Source organism: Paracidovorax sp. MALMAid1276, assembly GCF_049198005.1.
Taxonomy (GTDB): domain Bacteria; phylum Pseudomonadota; class Gammaproteobacteria; order Burkholderiales; family Burkholderiaceae_C; genus Acidovorax.
In genome coordinates, this window is sequence record NZ_JBMIRS010000201.1 from 20,511 (window position 1) to 44,123 (window position 23,613).

Here is a 23,613-nt window from a genome sequence, read left to right on the forward strand (position 1 = left end):
CCCAAGGAGCCCCTCATGGCCAAAGACCGCTATGACAGCCAGCAACTCAACGACCTGGTCCTGCAGATGATGGAGACGGAACTGGGCGGCGAGCAGGTGTACCGCACCGCCATCGCCTGTGCCGTCAACCCCGACCTGAAAAAGGAATGGGAGGAATACCTCGAAGAAACGCTGACGCACCAGAACGTGGTGCGCAGCGTGTGCGACGCGCTGGGGCTGGACCCTGATACGCAGGTGCCCAGCCGCCTCGTGGTCAAGCACATCGGCGAGTCGCTGGTGAAGGCCATGCAGATGGCGCAGAAGGCCGGAGACCCCGCCGCCGCGCAGCTCGTGGCCTGCGAATGCGTGGTGCACGCAGAGACCAAGGACCATGCCAACTGGGAGCTGCTGGGCAAGGTGGCCGAGGTGGCCACCGGCGACATCGGCAAGGCGCTCAAGGCCGCGCACGAGGCCGTCGAAAAGGACGAAGACCACCACCTCTATCACACCAAGGGCTGGTGCCGCGAACTGGCCATCGAGGCGCTGGGCATGCCCGCCGTGCTGCCGCCGCCCGAGGAGGTGAAGAACGTGGAAACCGCCATCGGCGCCTCCCGCGCCGAACAGCAGCGCACCGCGATGTTGTGAGGCGGGCGCTTCGGGGCTTGCACTGCGCCGTGCAGGCCTCGGGTGCCAAGCCCACAATCGCTATCAAAAATATAGCTTTCAGGGCTTGATAGATAAGCGCTGGAGGCTATTTTTATTCATATTTTTTCGCTCTCCCCTCGTCACCATGCCCGCATCCGCCCCCACCCGCCGCTGGGAGATCGACGCACTGCGGGGTCTCATGCTGGTGCTCATGATGGTGACGCACCTGCCCTCGCGGCTGAGCAATCCGCTCGGGCAACCGTTTGGCTTCGTGTCGGCTGCAGAAGGGTTTGTGCTGTTGTCGGCCTACATGGCCGGCATGGTGTACGGGCGCATGGCATGGCGCCGGGGCGTGGCAGAGATGCGCCGCGCGTTCTGGCGGCGCGCGCTCAAGGTCTATGCCTGCCAGGCGGCCACCTTGCTGTTCCTGTTCACGGTGATCGCCTTCATCGGCCTGAAGTTTGACCAGCCGGCCGCCACGAACCTGATGGCCTACTACCTGGAGCACCCGCGCACTGCGCTGGTGTGGGGCCTGGCGCTGGTGTATTCACCCCCGCTGCTCGACATTCTTCCGCTCTACATCCTGTTCATGCTGGCGAGCCCCTGGGTGATGGTGCTGGCCTGGCGCCACGGCTGGACGAAGGTGATGTCGGTGAGCGTGTGCCTGTGGCTGCTGGCGCAGTTCGGCCTGTCCGAGGTGGTATTCCACGCCATCGACGCCGTGGTTCCCATCCCAGTGCCTTATGCCGAAACCGGCAGCTTCGATACCTGGGGCTGGCAGCTGCTGTGGGTGCTGGGCCTGTGGTTGGGCGCCACCCGCAACGACCCGCAGGCCCCGGCGTTCGTGTTTCCGGCCTGGGCGGTGCGGGTGGCGCTGGTGCTGGCGCTGGTGGCGCTGGTGTGGCGCCATGGCCTGGGCCAGGTGCCGTTTGGCAGCAACGCCAGCTGGAACCTGATCTTCGACAAATGGTCGCTGGGGCCGATGCGGCTGATCAACCTGTTTGCGCTGGTGGTGCTGACGCTGCACTACGGGCCGCGCCTGGCCGCGCGCACACCGCGGCTGCGCTGGCTGGAGACACTGGGCGCGGCCTCGCTGCCGGTGTTCTGCGCCCACCTGGTGGTGGTGCTGCTGGTGCTTTCGTTGCTGGGCGCAGACCAGGACCGCCCCTGGGGCCTGGACGTTCCGCTGGTGCTGGCGTGCTTTGTGGTGCTGCACACGGTGGCGCGCATCAGCCTCTGGGTGGACCAGCCGCCCGACGACCGCACGGGCCCCGACACCCAGCCCGGCGATGCGGCCATTGCGGGCGCCGCGAGTGCCGCCGGTGCGCTGCAGCCCGCCACGGTGGTCCGGCACAGCGCCGACTTTTCGGCTCGAATGAATCGGCAGTCTGCGCTCAGTCCCTGACCGCTGCTTTCGTGGCAGAGACCAGGGTGGCGGGCGCAGCACCGGGCGTGGCCGTATCGCGTGGGGCCTGCAGGTGCGGTCCGATCACCCCGCGCCATAGCGCATAGCCTGCGGCGTTCATGTGCAGCTGGTCGGGACCATAAAGGTCGGAGCGGGGCGCGCCCCGGGCGTCGAGCATGGGGGTGAAGATGTCGATGAAATCGGCGTTGTGCAGGGTGGCCACATAGGCCTGCAGCAGCGCGTTGGTCTCGCGTGCCTGCACCAGCAGGCCCGCGCGTGCCGGGCTCGGCTTGATCGAGATGTAGCTGATGCGCGCCTGCGGCAGCTCGGCGCGCACCGCGCGCACAAAGCCCTGAAAGCTTTCGAGCACCTGTGCTGGCGTGCGGCCTTCGGCCAGGTCGTTGTCGCCGGCATACACCATGACCTGCTGTGGCCGGTACTGCAGCACCAGCTCGCGCACGAAGTGGCGGCAATCGTCCAGGGTGGAGCCGCCGAAGCCCCGGTTGATCACCACGGGCAGCGCCGCAAAATCCTGCGCCATGTGCGCCCACAGGCGGATGCTGGAGCTGCCCACGAAGACCACGCCGCCCGGCTGCGGATGGCGCAGCTTGTCGGCCGCGGCGAAGGCGTCCATGCTGACCTGCCACCGCGAATAGCCCGCAGGCAGCGCGGTTTGCGCCGGCGCCTGGATGGAAGACACCAGCAGGCCCGACAACGCTAGTCGGCGGGCCAGTCCACTGAGGCGGGCAAAGGGAGATCGGCGGGGCATGGGCGACTCGGGAGAGTGCGGGGGTTCGACAACAGCGACCTGCGAGCAGGTCCTTTTCGAACGGACCCCCGCATTGTCGGCAAGTTCGCCGCCCTGCACACATCGCTTACATCTGAAACGTGATGCAGGATTTGGCCGCGCTGCCTCCAAGGAGGCGGGAAACGCCCCGCCCACGCGAGGCGGGTGCCGTAAACGACCCGCTCAGGCCAGGCGGGCGCGGTGGCGCGCAAGCTGCGCCCGCACCTGCGCGGGCGCGGTGCCGCCCAGCGTGTTGCGCGCATTCAGCGAGCCGCGCAGGCTGAGCACGTCATACACGTCCTTCTCGATCTGCGGGTGAAAGCCCTGCAGCACAGCCAGCGGCAGCTCCGACAGGTCGCAGGCATGGCTGGTGGCGGCCTTCACCGCATGGGCCACCGTCTCGTGCGCGTCGCGGAAGGGCAGGCCCTTCTTCACCAGGTAGTCGGCCAAGTCCGTGGCGGTGGCATAGCCCTTGAGCGCGGCCTGCTCCATGGCCTGCGGGTTGACGGTGATGCCGCCTTCCTTCTTGCCCGTGGCAGGGTTCAGCTGGCCGCCCACCATCTCGGCAAAGATGCGCAGCGTGTCCTTGAGCGTGTCCACCGTGTCGAACAGCGGCTCCTTGTCTTCCTGGTTGTCCTTGTTGTAGGCCAGGGGCTGGCCCTTCATCAGCGTGATCAGGCCCATCAGGTGGCCCACCACGCGGCCGGTCTTGCCGCGTGCGAGTTCGGGCACGTCGGGGTTCTTCTTCTGCGGCATGATCGAGCTGCCGGTGGTGAAGCGGTCGGCGATCTTGATGAAGCCGAAGTTCTGGCTCATCCAGATGATGAGTTCCTCGGACAGGCGGCTAACGTGCACCATGCACAGGCTGGCGGCGGCGGTGAATTCGATGGCGAAATCACGGTCGCTCACGGCGTCCAGGCTGTTCTGGCACACGCCGTCCATGCCCAGGGTCTTGGCGACACGCTCGCGGTCCAGCGGGTAGGTGGTGCCAGCGAGGGCCGCAGACCCCAGGGGCAGCACGTTGGTGCGGCGGCGCACGTCGGCCATGCGCTCGGCGTCGCGCTTGAACATCTCCACATAGGCCAGCATGTGGTGCCCGAAGCTCACGGGCTGGGCCACCTGCAGGTGGGTGAAGCCGGGCAGGATCACGTCCACGTTCTGCTCGGCCACATCCACCAGCGACACCTGCAGTTCTTTCAGCAAGTCGCCGATCAGGTCGATCTCGCCGCGCAGCCACAGGCGCACGTCGGTGGCCACCTGGTCGTTGCGGCTGCGGCCGGTGTGCAGGCGCTTGCCGGCGTCGCCCACCAGCTGGGTCAGGCGGGCCTCGATGTTCAGGTGCACGTCCTCCAGATCCAGCTTCCATTCGAAGGCGCCGGACTCGATCTCTTGCGTGATCTGCGCCATGCCCTTCTGGATGGAGGCATGGTCATCTGCGCTGATCACGCCTTGGGCCGCCAGCATTTCGGCGTGGGCCAGGCTGCCTGCGATGTCGGCCTGCCACAGGCGCTTGTCGAAGAACACGCTGGAGGTGTAGCGCTTGACCAGGTCGCTCATGGGCTCGGAAAACAGCGCCGACCAGGCCTGGGCCTTGGTGTCGAGCTGGTTGTGGGACGGCGCAGAGTCAGCGCTGGTGGCTTGGGCTTTGGACATAAGGAGGGCAATAATCCGGTGGTTCAGACACCCGGACAACCCGGGCGCCGCAATGCAAGACACGCAAATTTTATCGACCCCGCCCCGGTCGCCGGATCCGGCCGCGCCCCGCGGCGCCGCCCGGGGGGGCCTGGCGCCGCCGCGCCGCGCCCTGGTGTTCGACGCCTGCCATGTGGGTGTGGTGCTGCGCGCCGTGCTGTTTGTGGAGCTGGTGATGGGCGTGGGCGCCATGTTCGGCACCGGCAGCCCGGCCGAATGGCTGGCCAGCTTGGCCTTGCTGACCGGCGGCGCGCTGCCCGCCACGCTGCTGTGGCTGGTCACGGCCTGCAGCCTCAAAACGGTGCTGCAGCGTCTGTCGATGGCGCAGCAGTATGTGGCGGGCGTGGTGCTGGGCGCGCTGGCCGGGGCCTATGCCTGCGCCATGCTGGCGCTGGTGGGCGTGGCCGCCGCGCCGCCCTGGCTGGCCAGCGCGGCCACCGGCGCGCTGCTGGCGGCGCTGCTGGTGGCCGCGCTGGTGCTGCGCGCGCGCGGCCGCACCCCGGCGGCCACCACGGCGCGGCTGACCGAGCTGCAGTCGCGCATCCGCCCGCACTTTCTGTTCAACACGCTCAACAGCGCCATCGCCCTGGTGCGCGATGAACCGGCCAAGGCCGAGTCGCTGCTGGAAGACCTGTCGGACCTGTTCCGCGTGGCGCTGGTGGAACAAGGTGAATCGGTCACCCTGGCCGAAGAGATCACGCTGGCGCGCCGCTACCTGGCCATCGAGGAAGTGCGCTTTGGCGCCCGCCTGCAGGTGCAGTGGAACCTGGACCCGCGCACCCATGCCGCGCGCCTGCCGCCGCTGCTGCTGCAGCCGCTGGTGGAAAACGCCGTCAAGCACGGTGTGGAGCCGAGCGACCGGGGCGGCAAGCTGCGCGTGCTGACCGAGCTGCGCGGCAGCCGCGTGGTGGTGCGCATCACCAACACGCTGCCGCCCCGGGATGGCCGCAATGCTGACGGCGAAGCGACGTCCAGCAAAGGCCACGGCATTGCGCTGGCCAACGTGCGCGCCCGCCTGGCGCTGCTGCACGATGTGCAGGGCGAATTCACCGCGGGTGTGCAGGACGGCCTCTACCAGGTGCGCATCACGCTGCCTGCACCGGCCGCGCTGCCGCCGCGAGAGAGCAGCGCGCCGCGCCCGGGCGGCGGCCGCAGCCGCAGCCGCCACCGCAACAGCCCCGAAGCCAGCGCGCGCCGCAGCGCCGTGCCACCCCAGAGCGCCTCCTTGGCACCAGACCACCATGAACATCCTGATCGTTGACGACGAAGCCCTGGCCCGCAGCCGCCTGCGCACCCTGCTGGCCGACTGCGCGGACACCCAGCGCATCACCGTGGCCGAGGCGTCCAACGCCGCCGAAACCATGGCGCACCTGGGCCCCACGGGCGGGCGGGCGTTCGATGTGGTGCTGCTGGACATCCACATGCCGGGGCAGGACGGCCTGGCCCTGGCCCACACGCTGCAAACCCTGCCGCAGCCGCCGGCCGTGGTGTTCGTGACGGCCCATGCCGACCACGCCGTGAGCGCGTTCGAGCTGGACGCCGTGGACTACCTGACCAAGCCCGTGCGCCGCGAACGGCTGCAGCAGGCGCTGGCCAAGGTGCAGCGCAGCACCCGCGTGCCCCTGCCCGCCGCCCCCGCCGACCCGGAGGATGGCGAGACCCTGCTGATCCAGGACCGGGGCCGCACCGAGCGCCTGCCGCTCAGCGAGGTGCTGTATTTCAAGGCCGAGCAAAAGTATGTGACGGTGCGCACCGCCACCCGCAGCTACATCATGGACGGCGCGCTGAGCGAGCTGGAGAGCCGGTTTGCCACGCGCTTCCTGCGCATCCACCGCAATGCGCTGGTGGCCCGGCGCGCCGTGCGTGCGCTGGAGAGACACCACGACGAGGCCGAGGGCGAAGGCTGGGCCGTGCGCCTGCAGGGCTCGACCGAGCTGCTGCTGGTGTCGCGCCGGCAGGTGGCGGCCGTGCGGGAAGAGCTGGGCCGTTGAGAAGCCCCGGGGTGCGCCGCACGCCGGCGCTGCGCGGTGGTCGGCCGCATGCCTCTGCCGAGGCCGCGCCTGGGTTATTACTCTTATTTTGATAGCTGTCAGCGCTTATCCATAAAGCGCTGGAGGCTAAAAAGACTTGAAAAAATCTAGTGCCCGCCGTGCGCCAACCCGCTCACGGCGGTGACGATGGCCATGCCCGCCAGCAGCCAGGCGATCTGTGCGACGGTCTCGCGGGCGGTGAGGCGCTTTTGCAGCTGCGGGATCAGGTCGGCCAGGGCCACGTACACGAAGCTGCTCGACGCCACGGCCAAGAAGTACGGCAGCAGGTCCTGCAGCTGCCCGACCAGGAAGTAGCCCACCGCCCCGCCCAGGGCCGTCACCGCGCCCGCCAGCGACACCTTGACCAGCGCAATGCGGCGGCTGGGGCTCATCTGGCGCAGCACCACCAGGTCGCCCATGTGGTGAGGCACCTCGTGGGCCAGCACCGACAAGGCGGCGATCACGCCCAAGCGCATGTCCGCCAGGAAGGCCGACGCGATGAGGATGCCGTCGCCAAAGCAATGCACGCTGTCGCCGGTCAGCACCGCCCAGCCGCCTGCGCGCGGGCCGTGGTGATGGTGGTGATGTTGGTGGTGGTGCGCATGGTCGTGGTGATGGCCGGGGGCTTGGCCAGGAGCGTGGCCGTGGTCGTGCGCGGGGGCTTCGTGCGCGTGGCCGTGCGCGCCGGGCTCGGCATGGCTGTGCTCGTGCCCGTGGTGCCACAGCTCGGCCTTGTCCAGCAAGAAGAAGAACACCACCCCCACCAGCAGCGTGGCAAACAGGTCGTGCGCCCCGGCCTGGCTCTCGAACGCCTCGGGCAGCAGGTGCATGAAGGCCGTGGCCAGCAACGCGCCCGCAGCCAGGCTCAACAGGTGCTGCGGGCCCACGCTGCCGCCCCGCCCGCTCAGGCCCAGCCGCATCAGCAGGGCGGCCAGCCAGACGCTGCCAATGCCAGCAGCGAGTGTGGCCAGGATGATTGCTACCAAAGTCATAGCTAATTGCGCTTGTCTGATAAGCGGTTAAGCCTATTTTTATGCAAAGTTTCGCGCCCCCTCATGAAAGAGAGAGACAGGCAGCGAGACCCGCACAGAATCAAAAAAAGCCGCCTCATCACGAGGCGGCTGCAGCGTTCCGGGTGTGCGGCCTGAAATCTCAGACCACGCCGTGCTTGCTGAACCAAGCCAACGCCCGCTTCCAGCCGTCCTCGGCGGCTTCCTTGCGGTAGCTGGCGCGGTAGTCGGCATGGAACGCGTGGGGCGCGTCGGGGTAGATCACGAACTCGGACGCCTTGGCCTGCGGCGAACCGCTGGACAAGGCCGCTTTCATCTTATCAACCGTGTCAAGGGGGATGCCGCCATCTTTTTCGCCGTACAGGCCCAGCACCGACGCCTTGAGGATGGGCGCAACGTCCACCGGGTGCTTGGGCGTGTTTTCGTTCGACTGGCCCACCAGGCGGCCATACCAGGCCACGCCCGCCTTGACGGGGCCGTGGGCGGCATACAGCCAGGTGATACGCCCGCCCCAGCAAAAGCCGGTGATGCCCACCCGCGCGGCATCGCCGCCGTTGGCCGCCGCCCATTGCACGGCGCCGTCCAGGTCGGCCATCACCTGCGCATCGGGCACCTTGGAAACCAATTCGGCCTGGAGCTTCGCTATTTCGGTGTACTGCTTGGGGTCGCCCTGGCGGGCATACATCTCTGGTGCGATGGCCAGGTAGCCCGCCTTGGCAAAACGGCGGCAGGTGTCGGCGATGTATTCATGCACGCCAAAGATCTCCTGGATGACCAGCACCACCGGCAGCCCCGTCTTGCCCGCAGGGGCGGCGCGGTAGGCGGGCACCTTGAAGCCGTTCACCATGAAGCTGACTTCGCCCGCCGTCAGGCCGTCGGCCGGGGTGGCGATGGCCGTCTGCGCCATCACCGGCGCCGCTGCGGCCGCGTAGCCCAGGCCCAGTGCGGCCTGCAACGCGGTGCGGCGCGTGGCACCCGCTTCGGTGGAGCGCCCGGGCACCAGGGCCAGGGTGTCAGAGTGAAGATCGTCATTGAGGGACATCGGTTTCTCCAGTTCGGTGGAACGGACAAGGGGCGGAAGCACCAGGAATGCGCGGTGCCGAACGCGGCCACGGGGCGCACGGCACCGGGGGTACGGGAGTCTAGTCCACCCAGGGCTGGCCCGCGTGTGAGGGCTGCGCGCCCTGCGCATTTGCGCATATCGCAATCCAGGCCGCGCTGCTAGACTTTCTGCGACCTCCCTTCCCCCACCCGACGCAGCGTGGCCGCTGCACCGCCAAGGCCCCCTCCCCGCCCCGACGACGCCCGCCCCTGACCACGCCACCCATGACCTCGCGCCCCGCCGCTGCCCCTCTCGCGCCCCTGCTGGTGTCGGCCGGGTGTGGTGCAGCGGGCCTGGGGCTGGTGGTTGCCGCTCTCGCCGGGCACCCGGCGGTCGGCACGGCGCGGGCCCTGCTGGGCGGCGCCGGGGCTGCGCTGCTGTGGATGGCCTGCTTGTACCTGCGCCAGACGCTGCGCCTGCGGCGGGCCCGCGACAGTGCCGAGCGCGCGCGCAGCCAGCTTCTGGCCACCCTCGAAATCCTGCCCGACGGACTTGCCATCTATGACGCGCAGGACCGGCTGGTGCTGTGCAACGCGCGCTACCGCGAGGTTGTGCCCGGCACGACGGTGCCCATGGAATACGGCATTCAGTTCGAGGAAGTGCTGCGCCGCGCAGCCGAGTCGGGCGAGATCCTGGACGCGCAGGACGACATCCCCGGCTGGCTGGCCGGGCGCATGGCCCGGCACCGCTCGCCCGCCGCGCCCGAGGTGCAGGCGGTGCAGGGCGGCCGGTGGATGCAGATCACCGAAAAGCTGCTGGGCGGCGGCGGCGTGGTGGTGCTGCGGGCCGACATCACCGAGGCCGTGCTCAAGGAACGCGCGCTGACCGAGGCCCTGAACCAGGCCGAGCTGGCCGAACGCCGCCTGCGCGAGGCGGTGAATGCCATGCCCGCCGGGCTCGACATCTATGACGAGCAGGACCGCCTGATCCTGTGCAACGACTTCATGGCCAGCCTGCGGCCCCACCTGCCGGTGGACACCTCGCTGGGCAAGACCTACGAGGAGCTGCTGCGCGAAGGCCTGAAGCACGGCATTCCTGAAGAGGCCCAGGGGCAGGAAGAGCTGTGGCTGGCCCACGAGATGGCCCTGCGCGGCCACCGCCCCGCGCCCGAGGTGCGCCACTACCCCAACGGCGTATGGATGCACATGCACGAACGCCGCACGCCGTCGGGCATGACCGTGGTGGTGCGGCTGGACATCACCGATCTCATCGAGCAGCGCCAGAAGCTGGAGGAGGCGCGCCAGGAAAGCCAGCGCATCCGCCAGCTGCTGGAGCGCGCGGTCGAAGCGCTGCCCGTGAGCATCGAGATCTTCGACCACCAGGACCGGCTGGTGCTCTACAACCAGCAGCTCTCGCGCATGTATCCGCACATGAACTACGCCGAGCACCTGGGCAAGAGCTTTGCCGAGATCCTGCGCTACTCGGTGGACCGGGGGCTGATCCCTTCGGCCCTGGGACGCGAAGAGGCCTGGATCGCCGAGCGGCTGTCCGAGCACGGCAGCCGCACCTCCACGCTGGTGCAGCGCCTGGCCGACGGCCGCTGGATCAACATCTACGAAACCCGCACCCCCGAGAACTACGTGGTGGCCGTGCGCCTGGACGTCACCGATCTCATCGAACAGCGCCAGGCCCTGGAGGCCGCGCAGACCGCCGCCCTGCAGGCACAGCAAACGCTGCAGGACGCGGTCGAATCCTTGCCCGAGGGTTTTGCGCTGTTCGATGCCGACGACCGTCTGGTGGTCTGCAACACGCAGTACCTCCGGCTATACCCCATCTCGGCGCCCATGATCGTGCCGGGCAGCACCTTTGAGCAGATTGCGCGGTACGGCGCCGAACGCGGCCAATACCCGGACGCCATCGGCGACGTGGAAGCCTGGGTGGCCCAGCGCATTGCCGACCACCGCGCCGCCGCCCATGCCGTGCTGCAGCGCCTGCCCGAAGGCCGCTGGGTGCAGGCCGACGAGCGCCGCACGCCGCAGGGCGGCATCGCCGGTGTGCGCACCGACGTGACCCAGCTGGTGCACAAGGAACAGGAGCTGGCCGCCGCCAACGCGCAGCTGGCCCTGCTGTCCACCACCGACGGCGTGACCGGCATCGGCAACCGCCGCCGCTTTGACGAGCGCCTGGCCACCGAGTGGCAGCGCTGTGGACGCCACCAGACCCCGCTGTCGGTGATCCTGGTCGACATCGACCACTTCAAGCTCTACAACGACCACTACGGCCATCTGGCCGGCGACGAGTGCCTGCGCCATGTGGCCCAGCTGCTGCAGGGCATGACGCGCCGCGCCGACGAGGTGGCCGCCCGCTACGGCGGCGAGGAATTCGTGCTGCTGCTGCCCGACGTGCCACAGGCTGACGCCATTGCCATGGCCCGGCGCTGCATGGCAGGCCTGCGCGACGCGGCCCTGGCCCATGCGCGCTCGCCCACCGCGCCCGTGATCACGCTCAGCATGGGCATTGCCACCATGGTGCCGCGCGCCGACCGGGGCTCCGACACCTTGGTGCAGGCGGCCGACGCCGCCCTGTACCGCGCAAAATCCGCCGGGCGCAACCGGTTTGAGGTGTTCGACCCCGCCCCGTGACGGGCGCCTGAACGCATGCCGATCGGCTTGGTCCCGGCCGTTGACGCGCGATTGAACGCTTGCACTTACGCCGACATCGATGGCCGCGCCGCGATAGCAGCGCGCCAGCGCAGCAGGTGCGGGTGCTGGTCGCCCGGCTTGTGCTTGACCACACGCGCAAAGTCCACAGCCACCACGGCCGTGATGTCGGCCACGCTGAAGCGGTCGGTGGCAATGAAGTCGCGGTGCGCCAGGCGCTCGTTGAGCAGGTTGAAAAACTGGCCCACACGCACCAGCCCGCGCTCGGCCAGGGCCGGGATCTGCGGGTAGTCCACCGCGCCGGGCAGCGCCCGGTTGGCCATGGCGGGTGCGCTGTTGCGCAGCGCCTCGGCGATGGCCTGCAGGCCCTCGAACTCCATGCGCCAGTTCCAGCTGGCTATCTCTGCCTTTTCAGCGGGCGTCTCGCCCAGCAGCGCTGGCTGGGGGTAGCGCGCCTCGACATAGGCGGTGATCGCCGCGTTGTCCGTCAGCAGCAAGCCGTCTTCGGTGCGCAACGCGGGCACGGTGCACTGCGGATTGATCTGCCGATAGGCCTCGCCCAGCTGTTCGCCATTGCGCAGGTCCACCTGCACGGTGTCGTGGGCCACACCCTTTTCAGCCAGCAGGATGCGCGCCCGGCGCGGGCTGGGCGCCGTGGCGCAGTCGTACAAAGTGATCATGGGGACGCCTTGCAAAAAGAACACTCAGCGTGCGGGTGACGAAGAAGCGGCTGCGGCCGCCGCAGCCGCTTCGATTTTGTCCTGCGTCTTGGCGTCGAAGTCGCTCGCCTCATGCCGCTCGCGCAGCTGGCTGGCCGGGTCGCCCTGCACCCGGTTCACCTTGCGGCCCCGCTGCACCGCAGCGCGCTTGGCAATCTGCTCTGCCCAGCGCACCACATGCGTGTATTCATGCACCTGCAAGAACTCGCCTGCGTTGTAGGCCTGGCCCTTCACCAACAAGCCGTACCACGGCCAGATGGCGATGTCCGCCACCGTGTACTCGCTGCCCCCCACATACTCGTTGTCGGCCAGGCGCTGGTTCAGCACATCCAGCTGGCGCTTGACCTCCATCGCGTAGCGGTTGATGGGGTATTCGTACTTCTCGGGCGCATAGGCATAGAAGTGCCCAAAACCACCGCCCAGAAACGGCGCACTGCCCATCTGCCAAAACAGCCACGACAGGCACTCGGCCCGCGCCGCGCCATCCTTGGGCAAAAAGGCACTGCCAAACTTCTCGGCCAGGTACATCAGAATGGCGCCGGACTCAAACACCCGCACCGGATTGGCAGGGTCGGTGCGGTCCAGCAGCGCCGGAATCTTGGAGTTGGGGTTCACAGAAACAAAGCCGCTGCCGAACTGCTCCCCTTCGTTGATGCGGATCAGCCACGCGTCGTACTCCGCCCCGCTGTGGCCCAGCGCCAGCAGCTCCTCCAGCATCACGGTCACCTTCACGCCATTGGGCGTGCCCAGCGAATACAGCTGCAGCGGGTGGCGCCCTACGGGCAATTCCTTGTCATGCGTAGCCCCGGCAACGGGGCGGTTGATGCTGGCGAAGTGGCCGCCGTTTTCTTTGTTCCATTGCCAGATGGCGGGGGGGGTGTAGGGAGCTTGATCGGGCATGCATGTCTCCGGGCGTAGAGGTGGACTGCGCCAACAGCGCAGGGGGATCACGAACGAGTTTATCCAGCCATTTCGCGCCGCCTACCCGTTGGGGACTTTGCGGTCTGCCGGATGATGGACGCCGTCCAGTACGCGCACGGGTTCCAGTACAAACGGGTTTTCCAGACCCTCCAGACAGCCGATGTTGAAACTGAATTCCTCCGGATTCGATCGTCTTTGGTGATGGGTGTAGATGCCGCAGACGGCGCAGAAGTAGTGCTTGGCGGTCATGGTGTTGAACTGGTAGAGCTTGAGCTGGTCTTCGCCCTTCACGACCTTGAGCCCTTGCACAGGCACTGAAGCCACGATGGCGCCGCGTCGGCGGCACATGGAGCACGTGCAGTGGCGAGGGTCCACCAGCCCGCTGGGCAAGTCCAGCTCGATCTGCACGGCTCCGCAATGGCATGACGCTTTGTGAATCGGGTTGATTTTCATGGAGCGACTCCTGCGGTGGTGGAAAAATTCAGTTCAGCTCAATGCGCCTTGTCCCAATTCGCCCCCACCCCCACCTCCGCCAATAAAGGCACCTTCAGCGCCGCCACCTCCGCCATCAGGCGCGGGATGTGGGTCTTGAGCCAGTCCACCTCGCCCTCGGGCAGCTCAAACACCAGTTCGTCGTGCACCTGCATGATCATTTGGATGCTGGGCTTGTGGGCGTCCAGCTCTTTTTGCACGGCCACCATGGCCAGCTTGATGAGGTCGGCCGCTGTGCCTTGCATGGGCGCGTTGATGGCGGCGCGCTCGGCCCCGGCGCGGCGGGGGCCGTTGGGGGAGTTGATCTCGGGCAGGTACAGGCGGCGGCCGAACACGGTCTCGACGTAGCCCATGGATTTGGCGGCGGCCTTGGTGTCGTCCATGTACTGCTTCACGCCGGGGTAGCGCTGAAAGTACCGATCGATGTAGGCGGCAGCGGCCTTGGTCTCGATGCCGAGGTTCTTGGCCAGACCAAAGCTGCTCATGCCGTAGATGAGGCCGAAGTTGATGACCTTGGCGTAGCGGCGTTGCTCGCTGGTGACCTGGTCCACCTCCACCCCAAACACTTCGGCAGCGGTGGCGCGGTGCACGTCCAGCCCGGCGTGGAAGGCGTGCAGCAGCGAGTGGTCGCCGCTCAGGTGGGCCATGATGCGCAGCTCGATCTGCGAGTAGTCGGCGCTGGCAATCACGCGGCCGGCGGGTGCCACAAAGGCCTCGCGCACACGGCGGCCTTCAGGCGTGCGGATGGGGATGTTCTGCAGGTTGGGGTCGTTGCTGGACAAGCGGCCCGTCACCGCCACGGCCTGCGCGTAGTGCGTGTGCACGCGGCCGGTGCGTGGCAGGGCCAACTGGGCCAGCTTGTCGGTGTACGTGCCCTTGAGCTTGACCAGGCTGCGGTGCTCCAACAGCTTGGCGGGCAGGGGGTAGTCCTCGGCCAGCTTTTCCAGCACTTCTTCGTCGGTGCTGCGGGCGCCGGTGGCCGTCTTCTTCACCACGGGCATGCCCAGCTTGTCGAAGAAGATTTCGCCCAGCTGCTTGGGGCTGCTCAGGTTGAAGGGCTGGCCTGCAATCTCATACGCCTCGGTTTCCAGCTGCAGGATGCGCTGGCCCAGTTCGTGACTTTGCGCGGCCAGCGTGGGCGCGTCGATCAGCACGCCGTTGCGTTCGATGCGGTACAGGGCTTCGCTGCTGGCAATCTCCAGTTCGTAGATAAAGCGCAGCTTGTCATCCGCCTGCAGCAGGGGCCACAGGGCGTTGTGCACGTCCAGGGTCTGGTCGGAGTCTTCGCACGAATACGCTGCGGCCTTGTCCACCGGCACCTGCGCAAACGGGATCTGGTGCGCGCCTTTGCCGCACAGGTCTTCGTAGGTGATGCCTTTGCGGCCGGTGTGGCGTTCGGCCAGGCTGGTCAGGTTGTGGGGCTTGTGCACTTCAAGCACATAGCTTTGCAGCATGGTGTCGTGCGCGTAGCCCTGCACTTCGATGCCGTGGTTGGCAAACACGTGGCGGTCGTATTTGATGTGCTGGCCCAGCTTGGGGTGCTGGGCGTCCTCCAGCCAGGGCTTGAGGCGGGCCAGCACCTCGTCCAGCGGCAGCTGCGCGGGCGCATCGGGCCCTTCGTGGCGCAGGGGGATGTAGGCGGCCTCGCCGGGCTGCACGCTGAAGCTGATGCCGACGATTTGCGCGCGCACTTCGTCCAGCGAGTCGGTCTCGGTGTCGATGGCCGTGAGCGGAGCCTTGCGCAGGCGCTCCAGCCACTGGTCGAAGTCGGCCCAGTTGAGGATGGTGTCGTACACCACGGTACGCTGCTGCGCCTCTTCGGCCACGGTGCTGGCCGAATGGTCGGCAAACAGGTCGCCACTCTGGCCGGGCATGGCGACGGTGGGGGCCGTGGTGGCGGGGGCCGCGCCACCCTTGATGGCGCTGGCCAGGCCCTTGAAGCCGTACTTATCGTAGAACGGCAGCAGGTCCACGTTGTCCGGCGCGTCCAACGTGATGTCATCAAACGCGGGCAGGCCGGGGATGTAGTCGGCCAGCGCACAGTCGGTCTTCATGGCGACCAGCTGGCGGCTCAAGGCCAGTTGGCCACTGGCAATCGCCTCACGCAGATTGTTGCCCGCCACGCCCTTGATGGCGTCCGCGTTGGCAATCAGCTGGTCGAGTGAGCCGTATTCTTCCAGCCACTTGGCGGCGGTCTTGGGGCCCACCTTGGCAACGCCGGGCACGTTGTCCACGGCATCACCCACCAGCGCCTGGTAGTCCACCATCTGCGCGGGGGGCACACCAAACTCGGCCGTCACGCCCGCCACGTCGCGGCGCTTGCCGCTCATGGTGTCGATGATGGTGATGTGCTCGTTGACCAGTTGGCTCAAATCCTTGTCGCCGCTGGACACGATGACCTCCATGCCCTGTGCGGCCGCCATGTGGGCCAGGGTGGCGATCACGTCGTCGGCCTCCACGCCGGGCACGGCCACCACCCTCCAGCCCAGCAAGTCCACCACCTGGTGAATGGGCTCGATCTGGCTGCGCAGGTCGTCGGGCATGGGTGAACGCGTGGCCTTGTATTCGGTGTACAACGCGTCGCGGAAGGTGGGGCCGGATGCATCGAACACGCACACGGCGTAGTCGGCCACCACCTCCTTGCGCAGCGCCTGCATCATGTTGATCATGCCGCGGATGGCGCCCGTGGCTGCGCTGGTCATGTCGCCCGGCACGGCCCGCAGGTCGGGCATGGCGTGGTAGGCGCGGTAGAGATAGCTGGAGCCATCCACCAGCACCAGGGTCTTTTTGTTGCTCATGCGGGCGATTGTGCACGGGGCCGCCGACCGCAGGCAGCGCTCTACAATCGCCCGATGCGCGCCGCCCCACTCCCCATTCACCTTGTTCTGCTGCTGGGCCTGGCCAGCGGCGCCGCCCTGGCCCAGACTGCAGGGCAAAACAGCCCGCAAGGCGCACCCAGTCAGCGCGAGCCGCTACAAAATCCTGAGCAACTGTCGGGTCGCGGCAACCAGCGCACCGAGCGCATCCAGATCGAAGACGCTGGCAGCCGTGTGGATGAGCTGCGCGTGGGCGGCCAGACGCAGATGATTTCCGTGCAGCCCAAGACGGGCAACATGCCCAGCTACGAAGTGCAGTCGCCCGACGGTGCACGCAGCCGCGCGGGCAGCCACAACGGCGCCGAAACCAACACCGCCCCGCGCGTCTGGAACGTGCTGAAGTTCTGACGGCCTGCGCACACCCGCGCCCGCCCGTCGTCAGCCCGCCGTCCCCCTTCGTGGCGCAAGCGCGCCGTCCTTTTTTATTCGCCCCCTCTGAGCCATGGCCGTTTTCACCGAAGTCTCCACCGCCGAGGCGCAAGACCTGCTGCGCCGTTTGCAACTGGGTGAGCTGGTAGCGCTGCGCGGCATCGAGGGCGGGATCGAAAACACCAACTACTTTCTCACCAGCGACCAGGGCGAGTTCGTGCTCACCCTGTTCGAGCGCCTGACGGCCGAGCAGCTGCCGTTCTACCTGCACCTGATGAAGCACCTGGCGCATGGCGGCGTGCCCGTGCCCGACCCGCGCGCCGACAAGGCCGGTGACATCCTGCACACGGTGTGTGGCAAACCGGCGGCCGTGGTGAACAAGCTGCGCGGCAAGAGCCAGCTGGCGCCGCAGGGCGTGCATTGCGCGGCCGTGGGCACCATGCTGGCGCGCATGCACCTGGCGGGCCGCGGGTTTGACCGCCACCAGCCCAATCTGCGCGGCCTGCCCTGGTGGAACGAAACCGTGCCCGTGGTGCTGCCGCACATCGATGCCGCGCAAAGCGCGCTGCTGCGGTCCGAACTGGCCTACCAGAACCACGTGGCCGCCAGCGCCTCCTACGCCGCCCTGCCGCGCGGGCCCGTGCATGCCGACCTGTTCCGCGACAACGTGATGTTTGACGGCGAAGCGCTGACCGGCTTTTTCGACTTCTACTTTGCGGGCGTGGACACCTGGCTGTTTGACCTGGCCGTGTGCCTGAACGACTGGTGCATCGACCTGCCCACGGGCGCGCACGATGCCGAACGCGCCCAGCGCATGCTGGACGCCTACCAGGCCGTGCGCCCGCTGACCGGCGCCGAGCGCGAGCTGCTGCCGGCCATGTTGCGCGCTGGCGCGCTGCGGTTCTGGGTGTCGCGCCTGTGGGACTTTTACCTGCCGCGCGAGGCCTCCATGCTCAAGCCGCACGACCCCACGCACTTCGAGCGCGTGCTGCGCCACCGCGTGGCGCACCCTGTGCACGCCTGATCGCCCCACCCGGCCACCCGGCCACCCCGCCGCCCTGCCCCTGCGCCGCCGCCGGAATCGGCGGCTGGGGTAAATTCCTGCCATCCCGCATTCCAGCCCTTTGCCGCAGCGCCCCGGCGCAGCAGCCAGGGCGGCATGACCGGCCTCTTCTCCCGTCTTTCTGCCCACCATCACTGTTTTTCATGAAACTGCACATCGTCCCCGCCCGCACCGGCATGTCCTGGGTCAAGCTCGGCATCCGGGCGTTCTGGCGGCAGCCCATGGCGCTGGCGGCGCTGTTTTTCATGACCATGGCGTCCATGTCGCTGGCCACCATGGTGCCGCTGGTGGGTCCGGCCATTGCGCTGGCGCTGCTCCCCTCGGCCACGCTCGCGATGATGGTGGCGGCCGCCGAGGCTACGCAGGGGCGGTTTCCCACGCCTGCGGTGCTGCTGGTGGCGTTTCGCACCGGGCGCCAGCGGCTGCGCGACATGCTGGTGCTGGGCGCGCTGTACGCCGCAGGGTTTCTCGGGGTGATGGGGCTGTCGGCGCTGATCGACGGCGGACAGTTTGCACAGGTCTACCTGGGTGGCGCCAAGCTGACGCCCGAAGTGGCGCAAGACGCGGCGTTCCAGAGCGCCATGTGGCTGTCGCTGGTGCTGTACCTCCCGCTGTCGCTGCTGTTCTGGCATGCGCCGGGCCTGGTGCACTGGCATGGCGTGCCGCCCGTGAAGGCGCTGTTCTTCAGCATCGTGGCCTGCGCGCGCAACTTTGGCGCCTTCCTGGTCTACGGCCTGGGCTGGATGGGCGTATTTCTGCTGGGTGGCATGGCTATTGCCACGGTTTCGGCGCTGCTGACCGTGGCGGGCCTGGGCGGCTCGGCCGCCGGCGGCATCATGGTCGGCGCGGCCCTGATGATGGCAGCCATGTTCTTCACCTCGGTGGTGTTCACCTTCCGCGATTGCTTCGAGCCCCCTTCCACCCCCTCCCGAGAGGCGCCCCGCAATGACACACCCGACGAACCCGCACCCCGCCCCGACGAGCCACCAGCTTCTGGGCCGCACTGAGCGCGAGCTGTACTGGTTCCAGCGGCGCAGCCTGCTCGCTGCCGCTGCGGCCTGGACGGCCGCCGGGGGCTGGCCGGCCGCGTGGGCCCAGCAGCGCAGCAACATCGTGGAGCTGCGCGGAGACGTGCAGCACAACGGGCAAACGCTGGCGGCGGGCACGCCGGTGAGCATTGCGCCCGGCGACCGTGTGGAGACCGGCCCGGGCTCCAGCGTGGTGTTTGCCGTGGGCGACAGCGCCTTCATGGTGCGGCAGAACTCGCGCGTGGCGCTGGAGGGCGAGACGCCCACCGCCGTCAAGGTGCTGCGGGTGCTGACAGGCGCCGTGGCCAGCGTGTGGGGCAAGGGCACGGACCGGCAGGTGGTGCTGCCCACGGCCACGGCAGGCATTCGTGGCACGGGGGTCTATGCCGAGGTGTTTGCCGATCAGGCGAACCGGGGCTATTTCTGCAACTGCTACGGCACGGTGGAGCTGGCGGCAGGCGGCGACCGCGTGCTCAGCCAGTCCGACTACCACCAGGCGTTCTGGGCCGAACCCGAGCCGCGCGCGGGCCGGCTGCTGACGCCCGCCGGCGCCATCAACCACACCGATGAGGAGCTGGAGTTCCTGGCCGGCCTGGTGCAGCAGCGCACCGCCTGGCAGATCGCGGGGCGCAAGGGCGTCAAGGACGGGCGGGGGCGGATGGACTACTCGGCGCCTGCCCCGGCCCCCGCGCCAGGCACACCCGCCCCGGCCCCCCGGCCGTCCTCGGACCCGGCCCAGAGCACCTACTGACGGGCCCACCGCGGCGGCGGGCGGCGGAATTTCAGATAATTTTTGGCTTCAGCGCTTACTGGATAAGGGCTGACAGCTACACCATTTATAGCAACACATTCTCCATCGTTGCCCAGCGCAGAGCCACAGGCAAACGCAACGGCAACGGCAAAGGGCCTGCAACCTCCGGCTGCAAGCCCTTCCGATCCGGGTTCGACGCAAGCCACCGCCTCACGGAGGCGGCGGCTGCGCTCTTCTCCCACCCATCAAAAACGGATCACAACCGATCAGGTACCGATCAAGTACCGATCACGCCGCCATCGTTCTTGGTGATCACGATGGTGGCCGAGCGGGGGCGCTTGCCCGCGCCGTAACCGGCGTTGGCGGGCCACTGGCTGGTGTACTTGGCGGGGTCGCCCACGTCCGCCATGGCGGTGGTTTCGCCCGGGTGCTGGATGTTCACGAAGATGGCCTTGCCGTCAGGCGTTTCGGCCAGGCCCGTGATCTCGCTGCCCTTGGGGCCGACCAGGAAGCGCTTGAGCGTGGTGTCGGTGGCGGCCTTGCCCACGGGGGTCACGATCTCCAGCTTGCTGCCGTCGGTCTTGGTGTAGCTCAGCGTCTTCTTGCCGCCATCGCCCACCTGGCCGGGCACTGCGGCCAGCATCATGCAGTTGGTCACGTCGGTATAGGCGCCGTCGTCGGTCTGGATCCAGCAGATGCCCGTGGCCTTGCTGAACACCAGGCCGTCAGGGCTGGAAAAGTCCTGGTCGGCCGTGAGGGACGACAGGTTGACCATGGCCTTGTCGGCACCGGCTTCGGAGCCGAACAGGTACACGTCCCAGCTGAAGCTGGTGGTGCTGCTGCCTTCCTTCAGGCGCACCAGGTGGCCGTTGGGGTTGCCGTTCTGCGCCGTCGTGCCCTTCATGTCGGTGTACGCGCGGGGGTTGGCGGCGTCGGGCAGATATTGGCTGCTGCTGGGGTTGATGCTGCGGTTGCTGTTGTTGGTCAGCGTGAAGTAGATCTCGCCATTGGCCGGGTTCACCGCGTTCCACTCGGGGCGGTCCATCTTCGTGGCGCCCACGGCATCGGCCGCCAAGCGGGTGTTGATGACGATGTCGGCCGCGTCGGCGAACTTGTAGGTGGCGTAGTTGGCGATGGCGGTGTTCGACAGGCTCAGTTCCACCCAGGTGCCCGTGCCGTCGGCGTTGAACTTGGCGACATACAGCTTGCCGCTGTCCAGGTACTTGTCGCCCACGGCCAGGCGGTCGGCGGCGGTGGCGTCTGCCGCGTTCCACAGCGCCGTGGAGACGAACTTGTAGATGTATTCGCCGCGCGAGTCGTCGCCCATGTACACGGTGATGGGCTGGCCGGCCTCCACCTTGCCGAAGGCGGCGCTCTCGTGCGCAAAGCGGCCCAGGCCGGTGCGCTTCTTCGCCATGCGGGTCTTGTCATAGGCGTCGATCTCGACGATGTAGCCCATGCCGTTCATCTCGTTGCGGTAGTCGTCGCTGCCGTCGGCAGACGTGCCGGTCTTGCTGTTGTTCCAGCGCTGGTACTTGTCGGCCGTGCCGCCGGTCTCCCAGCCGTGGCGCGACGCCGCGCCCTGCGCGCGGCCATAGCGGTTGAGGGCCGTCACGCTCTTGTCGTTGCCGCGCGCGGCGTTGTCGGCCGCGGCACGCGTGAAGTAGCCGAACCAGTTCTCTTCGCCGGTCAGGAAGGTGCCCCACGGCGTCTTGCCCGTGCCGCAGTTGTTCAGCGTGCCGCGGGTCATCACGCCGGTGGGCGAATACTTGGTGACCAGCTGGGCATGGCCGCGCGCAGGGCCCGAAATCTCGATGGGGCTGAGCGAGGTCAGGCGGAAGTTCAGCGCCGAGCCGGGCACATAGGCCCACTTGCCGCCAGACTTGGCCACTTCGATCACGGCAATGCCGTGGATGTCGGTTTCCTTGTCAACTTCTGCCGCAGGACGGGGCAGCGTGGACGTGCCGCCATTGGCGTGCAGGAAGAACGAGGACAGCTTCTCGTCCGTGGTGGCTTCGTGGTTGATGGCCAGCAGGCCGCGCTCGGTGGCGCTGTCGCTGCGCTTGCCGTCTGCGCCCAGGCCAAACCATTCCATGCCGTCATGGTGGTCACCGGCGCGCTTGTCGAAATCGGCGTCGGTGCCGTCGTTCTTGTAGGCCGCAACGCCCGACGCAATCGGGTCGCCCAGTGCAAACAGCACGCTGGCGGTATAGCCGGCAGGCACGGCCACCACGTCGGCCAGGCTCTTGGGCACAGCGCCAAAGCCGAGCAGCTTGGGGGCTGCCGGAGGCGGCTCCACCACGGCCGCGTCACTGCCGCCGCCGCAGGCCGTCACGCCAAAGCCAGCCAGCACGGCCGTGCCCACCGATCCCACGCCGCCCCGCAGCAGGCCCCGGCGCGACAGGCGTGCACCCAGCACATCCTCGAACGTCGGGTTGGCAGAGGTGTTGGAGTGTTCGTTGTTGAAGTCAATCGCCTGCTCGGGCGCATCCACGCGGTGGGTCATCGGAGTTCCTCGGGGGGTGTGGGTTGTTACAAAACCCCTGGAGCGTAGAAACACGGGATGACGCAGCCATGAAGCTTTTGCGGCGGTTTGATGACAGGGGCCCATCCCGCGTATGAGCCGAGAAATTCAAATGCGAATCACTACTATTTGTATAATCGCGCATGGGGCTCCGCCCTTCACGGCCCTCCACGCCCCCGCTGCGGTGGCGCCGTGCGCACGAAGCGGCCCGGCCGCATACGTCTTTTCGCCCTGACCCATCGACCCATTCACCCATTTGTCCCCTTGATGCACCGCCTGCCGCGCGTGCCCCCCCGCCGTCGATCGCGCCTTTCAGTGCGCCGTGGCTGCAACGCTGTTGTACCGCTGCCCGACGGCCATGGCCCGCGTGCAAGCACACATGCATTCACCCTTTTCGGAGATCCTGGCATGGCCCACCCGCACCGCTCCCTGTTTTCGCACACCGTCCTGATCGCCGCCCTGTCGCTCGGGGGTTGGGCCCACCACGCAGGAGCCCAAACCGCACCGCCGCCCTCCGTGCAGGCATCTGCCGTGAGCGCACAGGCGGTGGCGGCGCACTACGGCCACCTGGTGCATGCCAACTACACCGACACTCTGGTGGCCGCCAAAGCCCTGCAGGCGGCCGTTCAGGCCTTCACCGCCAGGCCCTCGGCCGAAGGCCTGGCTGCGGCCCGCAAGGCCTGGCTGGCCGCACGCGAGTTCTATGGCCAGACCGAGGCCTTTCGCTTCTACGGCGGCCCCATCGACGACGACAACGGCCCCGAGGGCCGCATCAACGCCTGGCCCATGGACGAGTCCTTTGTGGACAGCGTGCAGGGCAAGCCGGGCGCGGGCCTGGTCAACAACCCCAAGTTCACCATCAACAAGAAGAACCTGTCGGCCCAGAACGAGCGCGGCGGCGAAGAGAACATCGCCACCGGCTGGCACGCCATCGAGTTCTTCCTGTGGGGCCAGGACCTGTCCGACACCGGCCCGGGCGACCGCAGCTTTGAAGACTTCGTGGACGGCAAGGCCAAGAATGCCGACCGCCGCCGCCAGTACCTGAACGTGGTGACCGACCTGCTCATCGACGACCTTGGCACGCTGGTGAAAGCCTGGGCCCCCGACGCCAAGAACAACTACCGCTCGCGCTTTGCCAAGGGCGGGCGCGAGTCGGTGCGCAAGATGCTGGTGGGCCTGGGCTCGCTGTCGCGCGGTGAACTGGCCGGGGAGCGGCTGGAAGTGGCGCTCAACAGCCAGGACCAGGAAGACGAGCACTCGTGCTTCTCGGACAACACGCACCGTGATGCGGTGACCAATGCCCTGGGCATCCAGAACGTGTGGCTGGGCCAATACCGGCGTGCCGATGGCACGGTGCTGCAGGGCCCGTCGCTGCGCGACCTGGTGGCCGCCAAGGACGCCGCCGTGGCCGACAAGGCCACACAGCAGATCGCCGCGTCGGTGGCTGCGGCCGAAGCCATCCAGGCGCCGTTCGACCGGGAGATCATCGGCGGCAAGGACGGGCCCGGCCGCCTGCGCATCCAGAAAACCATCGACAGCCTCACGCAACAGAGCAAAGACCTGGTGGCCGCTGCCAACGCCATCGGCATCACCCGCCTGACGCTGGTGCAGCCCTGAAGG

At 67.9% G+C, this 23,613-nt stretch carries 19 protein-coding genes; 10 read left to right on the forward strand and 9 right to left on the reverse strand.

The features are described from left to right. Positions 1 to 15: 15 nt before the first annotated feature. Together ACOQFS_RS15770 and opgC are read left to right on the forward strand one after the other, a co-directional pair. Positions 16 to 624, forward strand: a complete 609-nt coding sequence (locus ACOQFS_RS15770) for a hypothetical protein (RefSeq protein WP_421563774.1) — start codon at positions 16 to 18, stop codon at positions 622 to 624. Positions 625 to 769: 145 nt separating this feature from the next. Then, a complete protein-coding gene (opgC, locus tag ACOQFS_RS15775) occupies positions 770 to 2,029 on the forward strand; it encodes an OpgC domain-containing protein (RefSeq protein WP_421563775.1) in 1,260 nt (419 codons plus the stop codon). Here opgC and ACOQFS_RS15780 read toward each other — a convergent pair. Continuing rightward, positions 2,019 to 2,798, reverse strand: a complete 780-nt coding sequence (locus ACOQFS_RS15780) for an SGNH/GDSL hydrolase family protein (protein ID WP_421563776.1) — start codon at positions 2,796 to 2,798, stop codon at positions 2,019 to 2,021. The two genes, opgC and ACOQFS_RS15780, sit on opposite strands and share 11 nt — an antisense overlap. Before the next feature lie 201 nt (positions 2,799 to 2,999). Continuing rightward, on the reverse strand, positions 3,000 to 4,469 hold the full coding sequence (gene argH, locus ACOQFS_RS15785; RefSeq protein ID WP_421563777.1) for an argininosuccinate lyase: 1,470 nt from the start codon (positions 4,467 to 4,469) through the stop codon (positions 3,000 to 3,002). Between the two features lie 52 nt (positions 4,470 to 4,521). Between argH and ACOQFS_RS15790 the strand changes: the two genes are divergently transcribed. Further along, complete coding sequence (locus ACOQFS_RS15790) at positions 4,522 to 5,769, forward strand: sensor histidine kinase (protein WP_421563778.1); 1,248 nt, start codon at positions 4,522 to 4,524, stop codon at positions 5,767 to 5,769. Next, complete coding sequence (locus ACOQFS_RS15795; protein WP_421563779.1) at positions 5,750 to 6,499, forward strand: LytR/AlgR family response regulator transcription factor; 750 nt, start codon at positions 5,750 to 5,752, stop codon at positions 6,497 to 6,499. Before ACOQFS_RS15790 ends, ACOQFS_RS15795 begins: the two co-directional genes overlap by 20 nt. Before the next feature lie 146 nt (positions 6,500 to 6,645). Here ACOQFS_RS15795 and ACOQFS_RS15800 read toward each other — a convergent pair whose 3' ends face one another. Next, positions 6,646 to 7,530 (reverse strand): ZIP family metal transporter, encoded by an 885-nt coding sequence (locus tag ACOQFS_RS15800; RefSeq protein WP_421563780.1) that lies wholly within the window; start codon positions 7,528 to 7,530, stop codon positions 6,646 to 6,648. 160 nt (positions 7,531 to 7,690) lie between these two features. Continuing rightward, positions 7,691 to 8,590 carry a dienelactone hydrolase family protein gene (locus ACOQFS_RS15805; protein WP_421563781.1) on the reverse strand — a complete coding sequence of 300 codons (900 nt, stop codon included), beginning with the start codon at positions 8,588 to 8,590 and terminating at the stop codon, positions 7,691 to 7,693. 284 nt (positions 8,591 to 8,874) lie between these two features. Here ACOQFS_RS15805 and ACOQFS_RS15810 point away from each other — a divergent pair, with 284 nt between their 5' ends. Continuing rightward, positions 8,875 to 11,232 (forward strand): PAS-domain containing protein, encoded by a 2,358-nt coding sequence (locus ACOQFS_RS15810; RefSeq protein WP_421563782.1) that lies wholly within the window; start codon positions 8,875 to 8,877, stop codon positions 11,230 to 11,232. Between the two features lie 65 nt (positions 11,233 to 11,297). On the opposite strand, the gene ACOQFS_RS15815 is transcribed toward ACOQFS_RS15810, so the two are convergent. The 4 genes from ACOQFS_RS15815 to polA all read right to left on the reverse strand — a co-directional run bounded on the left by ACOQFS_RS15815 (position 11,298) and on the right by polA (position 16,180). Continuing rightward, positions 11,298 to 11,930 carry a glutathione S-transferase family protein gene (locus ACOQFS_RS15815; protein WP_421563783.1) on the reverse strand — a complete coding sequence of 211 codons (633 nt, stop codon included), beginning with the start codon at positions 11,928 to 11,930 and terminating at the stop codon, positions 11,298 to 11,300. Between the two features lie 24 nt (positions 11,931 to 11,954). After that, positions 11,955 to 12,869: a glutathione-dependent disulfide-bond oxidoreductase gene (gene yghU, locus ACOQFS_RS15820; RefSeq protein ID WP_421563784.1), complete on the reverse strand. Its 915-nt coding sequence runs from the start codon at positions 12,867 to 12,869 to the stop codon at positions 11,955 to 11,957. A gap of 81 nt (positions 12,870 to 12,950) precedes the next feature. Further along, complete coding sequence (locus tag ACOQFS_RS15825) at positions 12,951 to 13,343, reverse strand: GFA family protein (protein WP_421563785.1); 393 nt, start codon at positions 13,341 to 13,343, stop codon at positions 12,951 to 12,953. 38 nt (positions 13,344 to 13,381) lie between these two features. Then, on the reverse strand, positions 13,382 to 16,180 hold the full coding sequence (polA, locus tag ACOQFS_RS15830) for a DNA polymerase I (RefSeq protein WP_421563786.1): 2,799 nt from the start codon (positions 16,178 to 16,180) through the stop codon (positions 13,382 to 13,384). Between the two features lie 54 nt (positions 16,181 to 16,234). Here polA and ACOQFS_RS15835 point away from each other — a divergent pair, with 54 nt between their 5' ends. From ACOQFS_RS15835 to ACOQFS_RS15850, 4 genes are all read left to right on the forward strand, one after another. Beyond that, positions 16,235 to 16,606 (forward strand): hypothetical protein, encoded by a 372-nt coding sequence (locus ACOQFS_RS15835; RefSeq protein WP_421563787.1) that lies wholly within the window; start codon positions 16,235 to 16,237, stop codon positions 16,604 to 16,606. 94 nt (positions 16,607 to 16,700) lie between these two features. After that, positions 16,701 to 17,651, forward strand: a complete 951-nt coding sequence (locus tag ACOQFS_RS15840) for a homoserine kinase (RefSeq protein ID WP_421563788.1) — start codon at positions 16,701 to 16,703, stop codon at positions 17,649 to 17,651. 182 nt (positions 17,652 to 17,833) lie between these two features. Continuing rightward, the gene (locus tag ACOQFS_RS15845; protein ID WP_421563789.1) at positions 17,834 to 18,697 is read left to right on the forward strand and encodes a BPSS1780 family membrane protein; all 864 of its coding nucleotides are present in this window, start codon (positions 17,834 to 17,836) and stop codon (positions 18,695 to 18,697) included. Beyond that, positions 18,636 to 19,469, forward strand: coding sequence for an iron dicitrate transport regulator FecR (locus ACOQFS_RS15850; protein ID WP_421563790.1), 834 nt, complete (start codon positions 18,636 to 18,638; stop codon positions 19,467 to 19,469). Before ACOQFS_RS15845 ends, ACOQFS_RS15850 begins: the two co-directional genes overlap by 62 nt. Positions 19,470 to 19,746: 277 nt before the next feature. Here ACOQFS_RS15850 and ACOQFS_RS15855 read toward each other — a convergent pair whose 3' ends face one another. Continuing rightward, positions 19,747 to 21,975, reverse strand: a complete 2,229-nt coding sequence (locus ACOQFS_RS15855) for a PhoX family protein (protein WP_421563791.1) — start codon at positions 21,973 to 21,975, stop codon at positions 19,747 to 19,749. A gap of 426 nt (positions 21,976 to 22,401) precedes the next feature. Between ACOQFS_RS15855 and ACOQFS_RS15860 the strand changes: the two genes are divergently transcribed. Continuing rightward, positions 22,402 to 23,610, forward strand: coding sequence for an imelysin family protein (locus ACOQFS_RS15860; RefSeq protein ID WP_421563792.1), 1,209 nt, complete (start codon positions 22,402 to 22,404; stop codon positions 23,608 to 23,610). Positions 23,611 to 23,613: the final 3 nt, after the last annotated feature.

Coding starts and splice junctions, on each gene's coding strand:
- ACOQFS_RS15770 (WP_421563774.1), top strand. CDS start 16: ATGGCCAAAGACCGCTATGACAGCCAGCAACTCAACGACCTGGTCCTG.
- opgC (WP_421563775.1), top strand. CDS start 770: ATGCCCGCATCCGCCCCCACCCGCCGCTGGGAGATCGACGCACTGCGG.
- ACOQFS_RS15780 (WP_421563776.1), bottom strand. CDS start 2,798: ATGCCCCGCCGATCTCCCTTTGCCCGCCTCAGTGGACTGGCCCGCCGA.
- argH (WP_421563777.1), bottom strand. CDS start 4,469: ATGTCCAAAGCCCAAGCCACCAGCGCTGACTCTGCGCCGTCCCACAAC.
- ACOQFS_RS15790 (WP_421563778.1), top strand. CDS start 4,522: ATGCAAGACACGCAAATTTTATCGACCCCGCCCCGGTCGCCGGATCCG.
- ACOQFS_RS15795 (WP_421563779.1), top strand. CDS start 5,750: ATGAACATCCTGATCGTTGACGACGAAGCCCTGGCCCGCAGCCGCCTG.
- ACOQFS_RS15800 (WP_421563780.1), bottom strand. CDS start 7,530: ATGACTTTGGTAGCAATCATCCTGGCCACACTCGCTGCTGGCATTGGC.
- ACOQFS_RS15805 (WP_421563781.1), bottom strand. CDS start 8,590: ATGTCCCTCAATGACGATCTTCACTCTGACACCCTGGCCCTGGTGCCC.
- ACOQFS_RS15810 (WP_421563782.1), top strand. CDS start 8,875: ATGACCTCGCGCCCCGCCGCTGCCCCTCTCGCGCCCCTGCTGGTGTCG.
- ACOQFS_RS15815 (WP_421563783.1), bottom strand. CDS start 11,930: ATGATCACTTTGTACGACTGCGCCACGGCGCCCAGCCCGCGCCGGGCG.
- yghU (WP_421563784.1), bottom strand. CDS start 12,869: ATGCCCGATCAAGCTCCCTACACCCCCCCCGCCATCTGGCAATGGAAC.
- ACOQFS_RS15825 (WP_421563785.1), bottom strand. CDS start 13,343: ATGAAAATCAACCCGATTCACAAAGCGTCATGCCATTGCGGAGCCGTG.
- polA (WP_421563786.1), bottom strand. CDS start 16,180: ATGAGCAACAAAAAGACCCTGGTGCTGGTGGATGGCTCCAGCTATCTC.
- ACOQFS_RS15835 (WP_421563787.1), top strand. CDS start 16,235: ATGCGCGCCGCCCCACTCCCCATTCACCTTGTTCTGCTGCTGGGCCTG.
- ACOQFS_RS15840 (WP_421563788.1), top strand. CDS start 16,701: ATGGCCGTTTTCACCGAAGTCTCCACCGCCGAGGCGCAAGACCTGCTG.
- ACOQFS_RS15845 (WP_421563789.1), top strand. CDS start 17,834: ATGAAACTGCACATCGTCCCCGCCCGCACCGGCATGTCCTGGGTCAAG.
- ACOQFS_RS15850 (WP_421563790.1), top strand. CDS start 18,636: ATGACACACCCGACGAACCCGCACCCCGCCCCGACGAGCCACCAGCTT.
- ACOQFS_RS15855 (WP_421563791.1), bottom strand. CDS start 21,975: ATGACCCACCGCGTGGATGCGCCCGAGCAGGCGATTGACTTCAACAAC.
- ACOQFS_RS15860 (WP_421563792.1), top strand. CDS start 22,402: ATGGCCCACCCGCACCGCTCCCTGTTTTCGCACACCGTCCTGATCGCC.